At 32.4% G+C, this 14,091-nt stretch carries 20 protein-coding genes; 15 read left to right on the top strand and 5 right to left on the bottom strand.

What is annotated here, in order from left to right:
- The first annotated feature begins 66 nt into the window (after positions 1-66).
- Positions 67-951 carry a ChbG/HpnK family deacetylase gene (locus tag PHV37_01975; GenBank protein MDD3236850.1) on the top strand — a complete coding sequence of 295 codons (885 nt, stop codon included), beginning with the start codon at positions 67-69 and terminating at the stop codon, positions 949-951.
- On the opposite strand, the gene PHV37_01970 is transcribed toward PHV37_01975, so the two are convergent.
- Positions 914-1,930, bottom strand: a complete 1,017-nt coding sequence (locus PHV37_01970) for an NAD(P)-dependent oxidoreductase (protein ID MDD3236849.1) — start codon at positions 1,928-1,930, stop codon at positions 914-916. The genes PHV37_01975 and PHV37_01970 overlap by 38 nt on opposite strands.
- A gap of 71 nt (positions 1,931-2,001) precedes the next feature.
- Positions 2,002-3,339 carry a cation:dicarboxylase symporter family transporter gene (locus PHV37_01965; GenBank protein MDD3236848.1) on the bottom strand — a complete coding sequence of 446 codons (1,338 nt, stop codon included), beginning with the start codon at positions 3,337-3,339 and terminating at the stop codon, positions 2,002-2,004.
- Positions 3,340-3,499: 160 nt separating this feature from the next.
- Between PHV37_01965 and PHV37_01960 the strand changes: the two genes are divergently transcribed.
- A complete protein-coding gene (locus PHV37_01960; protein MDD3236847.1) occupies positions 3,500-3,703 on the top strand; it encodes a hypothetical protein in 204 nt (67 codons plus the stop codon).
- 80 nt (positions 3,704-3,783) lie between these two features.
- Here PHV37_01960 and PHV37_01955 read toward each other — a convergent pair whose 3' ends face one another.
- Positions 3,784-4,941: a class A beta-lactamase-related serine hydrolase gene (locus tag PHV37_01955; GenBank protein ID MDD3236846.1), complete on the bottom strand. Its 1,158-nt coding sequence runs from the start codon at positions 4,939-4,941 to the stop codon at positions 3,784-3,786.
- Between the two features lie 202 nt (positions 4,942-5,143).
- On the opposite strand from PHV37_01955, the gene PHV37_01950 reads away from it, so the two are divergent.
- Entirely contained in the window at positions 5,144-6,022 is an 879-nt protein-coding gene (locus tag PHV37_01950) for a GGDEF domain-containing protein (GenBank protein MDD3236845.1), read from the top strand.
- Between the two features lie 456 nt (positions 6,023-6,478).
- Here PHV37_01950 and PHV37_01945 read toward each other — a convergent pair whose 3' ends face one another.
- Positions 6,479-7,045, bottom strand: a complete 567-nt coding sequence (locus PHV37_01945) for a hypothetical protein (protein MDD3236844.1) — start codon at positions 7,043-7,045, stop codon at positions 6,479-6,481.
- A gap of 11 nt (positions 7,046-7,056) precedes the next feature.
- The gene (locus tag PHV37_01940; GenBank protein MDD3236843.1) at positions 7,057-7,716 is read right to left on the bottom strand and encodes a LexA family transcriptional regulator; all 660 of its coding nucleotides are present in this window, start codon (positions 7,714-7,716) and stop codon (positions 7,057-7,059) included.
- 145 nt (positions 7,717-7,861) lie between these two features.
- On the opposite strand from PHV37_01940, the gene PHV37_01935 reads away from it, so the two are divergent.
- The 12 genes from PHV37_01935 (at position 7,862) to PHV37_01880 (ending at position 14,090) form a co-directional block, all read left to right on the top strand.
- Positions 7,862-8,116 carry a hypothetical protein gene (locus PHV37_01935; protein ID MDD3236842.1) on the top strand — a complete coding sequence of 85 codons (255 nt, stop codon included), beginning with the start codon at positions 7,862-7,864 and terminating at the stop codon, positions 8,114-8,116.
- On the top strand, positions 8,109-8,309 hold the full coding sequence (locus PHV37_01930; GenBank protein MDD3236841.1) for a hypothetical protein: 201 nt from the start codon (positions 8,109-8,111) through the stop codon (positions 8,307-8,309). Before PHV37_01935 ends, PHV37_01930 begins: the two co-directional genes overlap by 8 nt.
- Positions 8,310-8,434: 125 nt before the next feature.
- Complete coding sequence (locus PHV37_01925) at positions 8,435-8,683, top strand: hypothetical protein (GenBank protein MDD3236840.1); 249 nt, start codon at positions 8,435-8,437, stop codon at positions 8,681-8,683.
- Between the two features lie 47 nt (positions 8,684-8,730).
- Positions 8,731-10,806, top strand: coding sequence for a transposase (locus tag PHV37_01920; GenBank protein ID MDD3236839.1), 2,076 nt, complete (start codon positions 8,731-8,733; stop codon positions 10,804-10,806).
- A gap of 14 nt (positions 10,807-10,820) precedes the next feature.
- Entirely contained in the window at positions 10,821-11,744 is a 924-nt protein-coding gene (locus tag PHV37_01915) for an AAA family ATPase (GenBank protein MDD3236838.1), read from the top strand.
- A 10-nt stretch (positions 11,745-11,754) separates the two neighbouring features.
- Positions 11,755-12,201, top strand: a complete 447-nt coding sequence (locus tag PHV37_01910) for a regulatory protein GemA (protein MDD3236837.1) — start codon at positions 11,755-11,757, stop codon at positions 12,199-12,201.
- On the top strand, positions 12,198-12,470 hold the full coding sequence (locus tag PHV37_01905; GenBank protein MDD3236836.1) for a hypothetical protein: 273 nt from the start codon (positions 12,198-12,200) through the stop codon (positions 12,468-12,470). Before PHV37_01910 ends, PHV37_01905 begins: the two co-directional genes overlap by 4 nt.
- A gap of 17 nt (positions 12,471-12,487) precedes the next feature.
- Positions 12,488-12,988: a host-nuclease inhibitor Gam family protein gene (locus PHV37_01900; protein ID MDD3236835.1), complete on the top strand. Its 501-nt coding sequence runs from the start codon at positions 12,488-12,490 to the stop codon at positions 12,986-12,988.
- Positions 12,988-13,164, top strand: a complete 177-nt coding sequence (locus PHV37_01895) for a hypothetical protein (protein MDD3236834.1) — start codon at positions 12,988-12,990, stop codon at positions 13,162-13,164. Before PHV37_01900 ends, PHV37_01895 begins: the two co-directional genes overlap by 1 nt.
- Before the next feature lie 97 nt (positions 13,165-13,261).
- Positions 13,262-13,600 carry a Mor transcription activator family protein gene (locus tag PHV37_01890; GenBank protein ID MDD3236833.1) on the top strand — a complete coding sequence of 113 codons (339 nt, stop codon included), beginning with the start codon at positions 13,262-13,264 and terminating at the stop codon, positions 13,598-13,600.
- The gene (locus PHV37_01885; GenBank protein ID MDD3236832.1) at positions 13,601-13,867 is read left to right on the top strand and encodes a hypothetical protein; all 267 of its coding nucleotides are present in this window, start codon (positions 13,601-13,603) and stop codon (positions 13,865-13,867) included.
- A 10-nt stretch (positions 13,868-13,877) separates the two neighbouring features.
- Positions 13,878-14,090 (top strand): hypothetical protein, encoded by a 213-nt coding sequence (locus PHV37_01880; GenBank protein MDD3236831.1) that lies wholly within the window; start codon positions 13,878-13,880, stop codon positions 14,088-14,090.
- Position 14,091 lies beyond the last annotated feature (1 nt).

Here is a 14,091-nt window from a genome sequence, read left to right as displayed (position 1 = left end):
CCAACCTTATATAAATCATGTTAGAATATCAATATAAATAATAGTTGATATGGACAATTTATGCAAATGAAAAAACTTATTTTTAACTCAGATGACTTCGGATACTCCACGGCTTTTAATCAAGGAATAAAAAAAGGATTTCAAGCAGGCGTGCTCTCTAGCACTTGTATCCTTGCAAACGGAGACGCCTTTGAAAATGCTGTAGAAATAGTTAAAAACGAAATTCCAAACATCGGCTTAGGAATTCATTTGAACATTATTGAAGGTAAATCTTTAACCGATTGCCCTCTCCTAACAGACCCGAACGGCATTTTTAATAATTCATACGGAAAAATGATTAAAATGTCTTACAACGAAAAATATATGCAACAAGTTGAAAGCGAATTAAGGGCTCAAATTGAAAAAATAAAATCTCAATTAAATGTTGACCACATCAACTCTCACGTGCATACTCACGCAATTCCAAATATGTTTCGCTTAACGACAAAACTGGCTAATGAGTATGAAATCAAAAATATAAGAACTCAATTTGAAAAACCTTACATCATACCTGACTTAAAAAAACATTTATCTAAAAAATATCCTTTAAATATAATTAAAAATATGCTGCTTAACTCTTTTTCTATAATTAACAAACAAACATTAAAACAATACAACTTGGTCGCCAATGACTATTTAATCGGGGTTACATACACCGGTTATATGGACGAAAACGCAATAATATACGGACTTAAAGCGATTAAAGCTAAAAACTGCATTGCTGAGATTTTAATCCACCCAACTTATTATGCCGAAAACGAGTTTATTGAAAAGCCATTTAATCACGGTGAATTTTTATTGACCCAATCCCCTACAATCATTGAAAAAATCAATGCTCAAAATTGGCAAAAAACTTCTTATAAAGATTTGGAAACTACTCAACAATATTCTCAACATTCCTATTGTCATTAAAAGCAATAATATTATTTGCTGTTATCTCCAAAATTCTATCTGTTGCAGCCTTTGTATCATAGGCAATATGTGGCGTTACTATAACATTAGAAAGCGACAAGAGCTTGTGATTTATCAATGTTTTCTTCAAACAATTCAAATCTACACATTCTGAATTTTGGAAAAAATCACAATCACTTTGCAATGCTTCTTCACACTCTAAAACATCTAACGCAGCTCCAGCAACTTTCCCTGAAAGTAAAGAATTATATAAAGCCTGTGTATCAATTAACTCTCCTCGAGCTGTATTTATAATATACACACCGTTTTTCATTTTTGAAAACTGACTCACATTCAATAGATGGTAATTATCAACAGTTGCAGGAGCAAATAGCATAATAATATCGCTTGCCCTAATTAAAGTATCTAAATCCACATATTTGAAATTTTCACGTGATTCCAACTCTTGATTAGGAGCTATATCATACGCCAGAACGTTCATGCTGAACCCGTTAGCCATTTTTATTGATTTTGAACCAATCCCTCCTGTACCTATAACTCCAACGGTTTTGCCAAACAACTCTACCCCCAAGAAATTTTGACTTATATCCCCAGCTTTCAATGCAATTTGAGCTAGATTTATTTTTCTGACCAAATCCACTAACAACCCAAAAGCAAACTCGGCAACAGTATAATCGCCATAATGAGGAGTATTAACAACTGTTATATTATGATTTTTACAATATCTTAAATCTATATGACTTACGCCAACTGACCTCGTCGCAATCAAATTAAGATTTCCGAATTGAGATAAAACTTTTTCACTTAATCTGGAAGTTGTAAACACAGATATTATGGGAGAATCCAAAGCTTCTCTCGGAATAAAAGTTGTAGGCAGCAATGCAAACTTTTCATATACCAAATTAAATTTATCACCAAGCGATTTATTGAAATAATCAACTTCATAATCTTTAGCATCAAAAAATACAATGTTTTTCATGAATTCACCTCTAGTAAATATAAACATAGAGGAATAACTCTCATAATAGACGCAAGGATATAACCAAAAGATTATTTAAAATCCATATAGCCAACATCTGAATGTTCTTCAATTGGAATATTATTAGGATAAATTGAAGAAGGAATATCCTTAACTAATTTATTTTCTGACATTCCGTTGACAAAATCTTTCATTTTAGAATAATTAAATTCATTTTCCCATCGAGCAATAACAACAGTTGCAACGCAATTTCCGATTAAATTAACTGTAGTTCTACCCATATCAAGCAACTGGTCAATCCCAAGCAATATCGCAACACCAATCAACGGATACCCAAAACTGTGCAACGTACCTGCCAAAACGACCAATCCCGCTCTAGGCACTCCTGCTACACCTTTACTTGTAAGCATCAATGCTATCATCAAAATAATTTGTTGTTCAAGTGACAAATTTATACCGACAATTTGAGTTGAAAACAAAACCGCTAAAGCTAAGTATAAAGTGGTTCCGTCAAGATTAAACGTATATCCTGTAGGCATAACGAATCCGACAATATTTTTAGGAACACCGAAATCTTCCATTATCCTCATAGCCTTTGGCAATGCAGCCTCAGACGTTGCTGTAGAAAATGTAATCAAAGCAGGCTCCCTAATTGCTTTAATCAAGGCTCTGAATGAAATCTTAACAATTTTACAAGCTGCAAACAAAACGATTCCCACAAATAAAATCAAAGCAAAATACAAGGCAAAGATTATTTTTGCATAATTTACCATGATACCGATTCCGTTTTGGGCAATCGTATGGGCGATAGCACCAAAAACACCTATTGGTGCAAAGAACATAACAAATTCAGTAAACTTGAACATTATATCGGAAACTGATGTCAAAAAATCCAAAACCGGTTTAGCCTTTTGTCCTACAGCACAAATCGCTAAAGCAAAAAACACCGCAAATACAACAATTTGAAGCAAATTCCCCTCAGCCATAGCCTGAACAATACTCGTCGGAAAAATATGAATAAAAGTATCAGATAAAGACATTTTTGCGTTAACAGCAACCAACGAAGACGCTGTATCCATAAGGTGATTAGAAATATTGTGGTCAAACCCAACCCCGGGTTGAAAAATATGTCCCACAGTAAGCCCCAACACTAAAGCCACAGTTGTAACAACCTCAAAATAGACAATAGTCTTTAGCCCTAGGCGTCCTAATGATTTAACATTACCATGTCCGGCAATCCCTGTTACCAACACGGCAAATAGCAATGGAGCAATAATCATTTTTATCATATTCAAAAAGACTGTTGCCAACGGTTGCATCTTTAGCCCCAATGAAGGTGTAAGCCACCCAACCAAGGTTCCCAGCACCAAACCGATGAATATTAACAGTGTTAGTTTCGAACTTTTCAATATATAATTCCGCTCCTAGAATAATTATATATCAAAAAATTTCTCAAGATTTATATTTGCTTATTTTTTTTGTAAATATCTGTAAACTTTTTTCTAAACATTGTCAATTCAATACCATGTATATACTTTATATATACATAGAGAAAACAAGGAGCTGTATATGAGTCTTATATCAAGATATTACACAAAACAATCTATTTTGACACAACAAGTTGAACCGGAAAAAGATGACAATATTATTGATGAAGAACTCAATTCTTTGATAAATGAAGTTTCTTATATATATAATAATTTGTTAATAGTAGAAGAAAAAGCAAAAACTGCACATAGAGGCTTCTTTGAAAATGCAGGCATGTGCATATAATTAAAGATGTTAATAACGAATTAAATAAAAAGGAAAGAATGGCACTTTCCTTTTTTTATGTATAAAATTATTGTTCTAATCTAAAAATTTGCTGAATTAATGCTTGAATATATCAAAGAAGAAGCTTTAACTATAAAATCTTTGCCATTTGGATGATTGTAAGGTCTCTTTGCCAAGATTACGACAATATATTTTCTACCTTGAGGTGTCCAAACAATACCTGCATCACCAAGCATTTTACCGATATCACCTGTCTTATGCATCAAAATGGCATCTGAGGGCAATCCGGCTTGTAACAATCTGTTATTCTTAACATGGCTCATATAATCAACAATATGCTCTCTTGACTTGAGCGACAAGAAAGAAGAATTGTCGATATTATAAAGCATTAGGCCGATATCTTTTGCAGAAGTATAATTTCCACCTTCTAAATCAGGAAGCCAATTTGCAACATGCGTATGGCTCAAGCCCCACTCCCGTATAGCCCTGTTAATATCAATTTTTCCTCCTAACTGTGACATAATCATATTTGTCGCAGTATTATCAGAATCTTGAATCATAACTCTGGCGAGAGAATCCAAATCATAGACATTTCCATGTCTGGCAAATTGCAAAGAACCTGAGCCACCTGAGCGGTAATACTCTGTAAGAATCATATTGTCAGTCAAATCGACTTGTCCTTGTTCAACAGAACGGAACAATTCAAGCAAAACAGGGATTTTTATAATACTCGCCGCAGGATAAGTTTCATTGGCACCAATATCTACATATTTACCTGTTTCAAAATCCCAAACAAAAACCGACGGGTGAACATTTGGGTACAATTTCATCAAGGCTTGCAATTTAGCTTTTAAAACCTGCATCTCGCCTGCTTCGTAAAAAGTCTGCATCGCAGGTTTTTTGAGCTCTGCACCCTTTAACAAATTAACATTCAAAAAAGTATCATTATATAAATAATTGGTGGTAGGCAAATAAAGCTTTTGATAATCAACATTTATAGCCTGATTTTGAGGTCCGAATAGAAAATGTCTTGTAAAATTATAATAAGTAAAAGGGAAAACAAACATAAACATAAAAGTAGCAAACGCTATCAAAACAAACGTTTGAATAGGATTAACTTTCCGCTGCTGCTTCTGTTTATTGAACTTAACAGGTTTTACAACAGGAGTTATAGTCTTCCTTTTTGGCGTATATACATTCGTATAACTAGCTCTTTGTGTATAAACAGGTCTTGGCAAAACAGATCCCCCATGCCCAACTTTTTTATTATTATACAACATATGCATGCATATGGTCTAATGCATTTACACTACTTTATAAACTTAAACAAAAAAAAAATTGTGTAACTTTTTGAAAAATTTGTCAAAAAGTGAAAGAATGTTGTATAATCTATTGTGAAATATACTCATAAAATTGAAAGTATGTAATAAGGATAAATAAATGAAAAATGCAATTATTTTTACGGACAAAAATTCTTCTGATTATGAAGAAATGCTTAAATCTTTTGATGAGATTGATGTTCGTGTAAAAAACATTTCAGAATTGAAAGATGTTGATAAATACAATCCGTATTTACTAATTCTTGATTTGCCTGAACAAAAAATTAAAGATGTAGCTATGGTTACTCGTTTCCCTGTTCCAACATTGATTATCGCAGATAAAATATACTCTGATATCACTGTTAGAGGTGAAGCTTATGACTATGCTATAAAACCTGTCTCTCAAGCTGAATTGAACCTCAGAATTAAAAATTTAATGAAAATAAAAGATTTGAAAGAAACTATTAATTTGGTTTCTACAACAGATGAACTTACAGGCTTGCACAACAGACGCTTCCTTCACGAACGTCTTGAAGCAGAAATTTCACGTGCCAGAAGATATGAAACAAAATTATCTTGCCTACTTTTAGATATCGACTTCTTTAAGGTTGTAAATGACATGTACGGCTATGACTGGGGTGATGTTTTATTGAAGAAGATTTCTGAAATGCTTTCAGGTTTCATAAGAAAAGAAGATATTTTAACCAGATACGGCGATGAAGAATTTATCATCATTCTCCCAAACACCACTGAAGAAAACGCTTTCATATTTGCTGAAAGATTCAGAAGAGAAATCGAAAAAATGGAATTTATCCCTGCAGGCGAAGAAGAAAGACACCCTATAACTATTTCCGGCGGAATTTCTTCTTTCCCATTCTTGGAAAATGTTGACGAAAACGCAAATACATTAATCAGATATGCTGAACATGCTTTGTATAATGCAAAAAAACGTGGAAAAAACAAAATTGTATTGTTCTCACAAGTAAATCTTGATTACTAAATTAACAATATAAAAATTAAAAATTCTAATAAAAAGACGAATGTATTTAATCAGGGACTTTGAGATATAGCAGGACGTCCCGCAAATTCAAAAGAGGCGCTCGATAAGGGCGCTTTTTTAAGTTTGAGATTTTTTACAGAAAATACCATTTTTTTACCATTTCATTTACTCCAAAAAATGCCTATAAAATCAATAATGGTCGGAGATATAGTGTTATTGGCACTTTAAAGAGTGGTATTTTTTTAATACTTTTATTTAAACTATCTTTAAATTGGGTTTAAAAACTGTTTAAATATTAAAATAAAAACCTGTAAACCTTTGAAATGACGGCTTTAAATAAAATTTAAAAATTCAAATAGTAAATTTAAAATGCAGTCTAAACTTGATGATTGGTGGACACTAAGTACAGATTAAGGAACCATTAAGGAACCATTAAGGAACCATTAAGGAACTATGCTATTTTAGTTTTGATTCGATATCGTTTTTTACGTTTTTAATTTTGTCAATTCCTCTAGTTCTAAATTCAGTAGCCAAAGTACTTTTTTCGCTTGCACTGTTTACTGCATCTATGGAGTTTTTATCAATAGCTTTTTTATAGGCTTTGCAAGCATTGGCTTTAGATGCATAAGATATCGCAAAATCGTTTTTTGATTCTTTTAAAATATCTTGGTAATTTGAATCTATATCTGGTATTTTAATTTTAGATATTTCGTTTTGTGCTGCTAAACAACTATAGTGAGTATTATTCAGCTTATCATAGGCAGTTACATAATCACCATTTTTTATTGATTTTAAACTTATAACATAAGCGTTATCGCAAGAATTACCAGCTTGCTTTATTAGGGTTTCAAACTTATTTATTGATTGTAGTTTTTCTTTATTTATTTGATTTATTTCCTCTTTTGTTAGAGGTTTTGGTTGATAGGATAAAAGAAAGAATAAAATAATTAGTAATGGAATACCTATTAAAAGGCATCCCAAGTTATAAGTTCGATTTTTTTCTTTGTCTTCAGTATTTTCCATTTGAAGCTCCTTTATTTTGCAACTGTAGCCCACCATTTTACTTTGCCTATTACTTCAAAATCAAAATTTATATCTTGAGAAAGGTCAACATAAAAAGGATCATAATCCTTATTATCCGATATTATTTTTATTTTGTTTGGCGGAATTTTTTGAAGTCTTTTTGCATATAGCTGTCCATCAATACGTACACAATATATTTTCCCATCATGTATCTCTCTATTGCTTAAGTCGATAATAATAGCTGAACCTGCCTGAATAGTCCCTTCCATTGAATTTCCTTCAGCAAATATCATTTCTGTTGTATTTTGATTTAAGTTTAAATCTTTAACAAGTTGATTACTTATATAATAAACGCCAGTTGGGTTTTCGTCAGAAATTATTAAGCCAGAACCCATTGATGCTTTTATATTACCTCTTATTTTAATGGGAATACAATCGCCCAATCTACTTACTCGATTTGAGTAAGTATTTTCTTTCCCAGTAATCAGCCAAGTTATATTTAAATTATGAATTGTTGATAAGTTTTTATATGTATCGACTGAGGGTTCTCTTTCATCTCTTTCATATCCGCCATATGTCCTTAATTTCAAACCAAGAGAATCTGCCATTTCTTCAGCAGTTAATCTTAATTCTTTCCTAAAATACTTTAAACGTTGACCTATAGTTTCCAATGTTTTCCAATTCTTGCTTACTCATAACGAGTTGACATAGTTACTCATTATGTGTTATTATGTGTAAGTTAATTAATTAACTTCGTTTCAATAACCAAAATAGCTAACAAAGTTAATTGTTTAGACAAATCCACAAGGGAAATGCATGAACATGACACCATATATTAAGAAAAAAAACAATAAACAATCTACTAAAAAAACTCGAAAAGTTAAGAAACTTAACCAAGTTGCTTATATTCAATTCGAACTTAAGAAACGTGGTTTGTCTCAAGTTTTAATAGCTAATGAACTAGGGATGTCACAAACTGCTGTTTGTAGAGCTATTAGTGGAAAATCCACTATTGCACGTGTTGAGGAATGGCTTCAAGACAATATTGGATTGGAGAAACTTTATGCGTAGAAAGAATTTTGATTTTGAAATAGGGGTTATAAATGAATTGAATTCAGTATTTTACGATTATGAAATAGATTCAGAGCAAATTTATAAACTTGCACAAAATGTGGCAAAAATAGCAAAGAACTCTAAGAACAGAGGAAAGATTAAAGAAGCTGCAGATTATGTACTTAGAAATTTAAGAATTGGAGTTTTATAAATTCTTTAAAAATTTATTGACAGCTGAGAAAGAGCAGCAAAGCATTGTACGTTAAAAACTTAATAGAAAAGGCTTTCCGCGTGTTATAATGATTGTAAAATTTCATTAAAACATGAGGATAAGATATGGATATTAGTTCATTATTTGGTTTTAAAATCGGATTTGGAGGATTTATGTCTTACTTAGTGGCTGTTACAATCGGAATGATACTGGTTATGATATTCCCGGGACGGTTGGATTTTATGCATTTTGAAAAACATTGGTTTGTTTTTGCAGTTGTATGTTTTTGGATGGCATTTTTTTCAAGGTTCTTTATTATTTTAATCAGTAAAACTCTTAAATGGTTGTTACAACAAGATGAAGCCGACTCCTAGAAGTCGGCTTTATTATAAGCCTTATCTATTTTGTTTAAAAGAGGCTTATGAAAAACAGTATAGATAACAAATTAATATACGTTAAAGTTGAACAGGTCGCTGAGGCTAAAGGAGTAACAGCGAGAGCTGTTAGAAAAGGCTGTGAAAACAATAAGTATGTATTTAGATATTCAGCCGAAAAAACACGTTGCAGAGGTGGTAAGCAGTATGAAATATTGTTATCTTCAGTCGAACCTGAAATTCAAGAAAAAATATTAAAAAAGATAGACATTCAATCAACTCAAGTTGATGACTCATCACTCGGGAGTAAAGGTTTAACAAAATCTTCTCACAATACTCCCGTTCTTTTAGATTACCCAATCAATGAGGGTGTAAATGATACTGCGCAAAAACTAGACAAAAACACCCTCTTTTCTTCATCCACGAATATAGTACCATTTATTGCAAATAAAATTTCAAAAGATAATGTGGCAGTTCCTGAAAAAGCTAAAAAACTTGCCTTGGCTAAGGTTGATTTAATTAATCATTGGGAGGCATATAGAAGTGGGCAAAGCAGTAAAACAGAAGCTGATCAAGAATTTTTAAACGCATATAATTCCAAAGTTTTATGCAGTAATTTGTATAAATTAATTGGCGAATGCTCAATAAAATCCCTTCAACGTTGGAGAAAAGAATTAAAAGATGCGAACAATGATTTTATGGCTTTAGTTCCTAATTATAAGTACGGAAATGAACGTGAATACAATACTTGTTTGAGCAAAGAAGAACAATCTTTAATAAATGACTTAATGCTTAGACCGAATAAATTAAGCGTTGGCAATGCCTATAGAATTATTGGTTATGCACTAAAACAAAAAGGATTAGAGCAAACTGCTTCATTGGCGACTTATAAAAGGTATATAGATAACTTTAAAAGAAATCACAATGATGTATGGACATTCATGAGAGAAGGTGCAAAAGCACTAAATGATAAAGTCGCTCCATTTATAGTTCGTGACTCAAGTGTATTAGAAGTTGGTGATGTACTAGTTGCTGATGGTAATGTTCTTGATTTTCAAGTTCAAAACCCATTCACAGGGAAGCCTTGTCGTGCAACAATGGTCTGTTACCAAGATTTTGCAAGCCGTGATATTGCTGGTTTTGACATTATGTTGAACGAAAACACTCAATGTGTTGCTTCAGCATTAAGAAATTCAATTATAAGACTTGGTAAAATACCTAAAATTGCTTATCAGGATAATGGTCGCTCTTTTAAAAATAAATTTTTTAATGGCGATACAAACCTTGAAGAATGCGGTTTTTATGGACTTTTTGGAAGATTGGGGATTAATGCCGTATTTACTAAGCCTTATCACGGACAATCCAAACCAATAGAAAGATTCTTCAGAGAATTTACACAGACTTGTGCATCAATGATGCCTAGTTATATAGGTAATAATATCGAAAATAAACCTGCTTATATGATGAGAAATGAAATTATTCATAAAGCTATTCATGATGGATATATCCCAACAATTCAAGAAGCTACTCAATGTATAAATGCTTGGTTAGAATTTTATCGCTCTCAACCTTGTCCTGTCAATAAAACAAGAACTATTGGCGAAGTATTTAACGAGGGGCGTGGTGAAGGTGTCGACATTGAACAACTCGATGACTTAATGATGGCTTGTCAAATCAGAAAAGTCGGAAGAAACGGCATCAAAATGTTTGGCAATTATTATTTTGATGAAGAATTGTACGGTATTAAAGATAGCGTTAGCGTTAGATATTCATTATCTAACATTTTCGAAGTTAAAGTTTATTCGCTAAAAGGTGATTATATCTGCAAAGCTGAAGCAATTAAGGAAATTCACCCATTCGCTTCATTATTAGGTGATGCAAATGACTTGGCATCCTTTAGACATATTGCAACAAAACAAAGAAATCTTGAAAAAGCTACATTAAGAGCAGCAAAAGAACTGCTTCCTCGTGTAAATAAAAAATTAACAGATTGGGAAAATATCAAAAAAATTGAGAAAAAAGTAATTGTTGAAGATGATCCATACAAAGATAAAGACATTCTTGGATACAACAACGTATCGGTCATTCCTAAAACAGAACAAAAATATCAACTATTTAATTAATCAAAGGAGGCATTATGGAATCAAACAAAACTAAACCCAGTGAAGCAACTATTCAAAAAGTCAAAGAATTAATTGAGTCAGGAAGTATTGACCAAGTCACATTAGCGAACAGAATTGAATACTCTAGTTCAACAATCAGTTTATACCTAAAAGGTCGCTATAATGGCAATATTCAAAACTTAGAAAAAGCTTTAAACAAGTATTTGGTATTACACAATAATACGCAAAATCATGAAAAAGTTGCACTTGATTTTGAAGAAACATCAGTTGCTTCAAGGTTTTTTTCAATCGCTAAAATGTGCAGATTGAATGGCGAAATCAATCTTTGTTACGGTAGTTCAGGTATAGGAAAATCAACAGCTATTAAGAAATTTGCTGATGAATTTACTGGTGTAATTGTTATTGATCCAGATGAAGGAGCTACAACTAGAAGTGTTTTAAAACAACTTGTTGAGAAACTAGGCTTAACACCAGTCACAACGAAGTCAGAAGACTTAACATCAACAATTACAAATAGACTTAACAATAGTAATTTTTTAGTAATCGTCGATGAGGCGGAGAACGTTAAAACAGAAGTTATCCGTTCATTAAGAAAAATACACGACCGTTGTTCTTCTACTTTTGGACTGTTATTTGTAGGGACAGAAACTTTATACCAAAATTTAAGAAAATTAAGGTCAGAATTCAATTATTTGATGAATAGAATTGGCTATGTTGGGGGCTTGCATCCTTTAGATAGAGGTGATGTTGAATCATTAGTAAGACAGATATTCCCTGATTGTAACGAAGAATGTTTGGATGCTTTTGTAAGTTGCAGCCAAAAAAATGCAAGAGTTCTATTCAATATTTTAAAAAGAGCAAAAGACCTGCAAAGAGGCACTAATGATGAACTTAATCCAAAGATGATAGTGTCAGCACGTGGCTTATTGTTAGTGTAAGGAGTTTAGAGTGAGTACATCAAAACAACGTCAACAAATCGGCCATTTGAGAAAACTTATCGGGCTTGACTATGACACATATCAAGAAATGTTATCAATCTATGGTGTTGAGTCTTCAAAAAATCTTACTGATAAAAATGCTCGCAGTTTAATTCAAGACCTAAAAGGTAACGCTATAAGAATGGGAGTTTATATTCCAACCAAGCAATATGCGTTTCAGCAATTCAAATATGACAACTTAGGACATAGAGAAGGTATGGCAACGCCAAAACAACTTCGAATGATTGAGGCTATGTGGAAGGACGTTTCAAAAAAAGAAACCGAGTCAGAACGACAATCTTCACTAAAAGTTTTTATCAAAAGAATAACCAACAAGGAACATTTTAAATTTATTTCACAAGAAGATATTCAAAAATTAGTAAAAGCGTTAAAAACAATGAAAGGGAATCAAAAATGACACAAGCAGTTACGATTAAACTTGTTCCAAGCTTAGGAATGACAGCAGAAACCGCAATAAAGGTTTCTGAGATTATTGGGCTAATTCAATGCTCAATGAACGATATTGAAGAAGAGCTTAAAAAAGCTAATCAAGCCTGTGCAAAAGCAGTAATGAAAGCTAATCAATTTGAAGTTGAAGCTGCTATCAGAGAAATCTCAAGACTAAATGGCTTAAAAGAAGGTTTTGAAAGCTGTTCAAAATTAATTGAAGTAAAAATGAATAACTAGAAAGGTTCGAGTGAGAAATGGCAAAGAAAAAGCAAAGCAGTTACAAGAGTTGGGATGATGTTAATGAGGCGTTAAAAACATTAGCACAACTTAAAATAAAAAAGAATAAAATTGAAAATCGTCAAAACTTTATGTTGCTAAAAGTTAAGGAAATATGTGAGAAAAAAGCTGGAAGCCTAGTCGTTGACATTAAAAATATCGAAAAAGAAATTGAACTATACGCAGAAGAGAACAAGGACGAATTTGCAAAAAAACGCAGTAAAAAACTTACTTTCGGTACTATTTCTTTTAGATTAACAAAAAAGATAACTTGTAAGAGCATAGACGCTGCCATAAAGGCACTTAAAGCATTAAGCCTTGATCATTTCATAAGAGTGAAAGAAGAGCTTGATAAGGAGGCTTTAATTGATGTCGATGAATCACTTCTTACCAAAGCTGGTATTGGCATAAAAAGAGAAGATAAAGTCAGTATTGAGCCTGATTTCGTAACTTTAGCAAATATAGGGAGTGAAGTTTAATGATGACAGAAGTTAAATTAAAGCTTGGCGACAAGGTTGTAGAAAGAGTATTTGGTGGCGAGAAGAGGGGAGTTGTGGTTAGCTTACCACCTATAAATAAAGAAATCGCTATAATCACAACTGGAGAAGGAAAATACGACGCTGTAAGTCGTCAAAAATGCACAATAGTTGATTAGACCGAAACGTGGGGTTGATTTGCCTCCTCCCCACGTCTTACCGTAAGGCGGTAACTGATGAGGTCATATAAATTCATCAAAGAAGTATGGAGCAACTATGATAATAAATGGGATAGAGATTGATATTGAAAAAATAACTTCAGATGATATGCCAAATGAAGTATTTCAAGATATAGCGGATATGTGTGGAGTAGAAGCAGCTTTAAATCTGCTCACATTTTTCGCTGGAAATACAATCAATGTTCCATTAAAAGGATTTTCAAAAATAGAACGAAAAATCATTTTACAAGAATATGATGGTTCAAATCAAACTATAAAAAGACTTGCCCGAAAATTGCGTATGAGTGAACGGTCTGTTAGAACTGTTTTAGAATCTTCAAAAATTACTCCTGCAATAGAAGGACAAATAAGTTTATTTGAGAGAATTGGAGGATAAATGAAAAATCCAAAAGATGGAACTAAAACGGCTATGGTACTAAACCATTTAAGAGACAAAGGTGAAATAACTGTAAGAGAAATGACTCAACCACCTTTTTATTTGAATTGTCCTTATAGAATAATTGCTGATCTAAGAGATGTATATGGTATTAAAATATTTGATGAATATATCGAAAAATCAAATAAAGTCGAAATTGCTGGTAAAATCCAAAAGGTTACAACACGTTATAAACGTTATTTCTTAGATAAATTTACAGGGTTATAGAGGTACTTCTATGAATATAAAATTTATTGTAAAAGATGCTTTATTTTGGGAAGAAAATATACCTGTAAATAATGGAGTTGTTCAACCATATGTTGACTGTATAAATACTTATGTAAATGAGGCATCAGCTGTTAAAAATAAAGGTAAGATAGTCATAAATACTTCTTCAAAAATGGCGGCTAGAATAGCTTATGCCGTGTTAATGTTGTTATTTAGAGGGTAGC

Source organism: Candidatus Gastranaerophilales bacterium, assembly GCA_028693235.1.
Taxonomy (GTDB): domain Bacteria; phylum Cyanobacteriota; class Vampirovibrionia; order Gastranaerophilales; family Gastranaerophilaceae; genus JAQUVW01.
The sequence above is the reverse complement of the archived record's forward strand: the minus strand, read 5'-3'. Positions and strand labels throughout refer to the sequence as shown.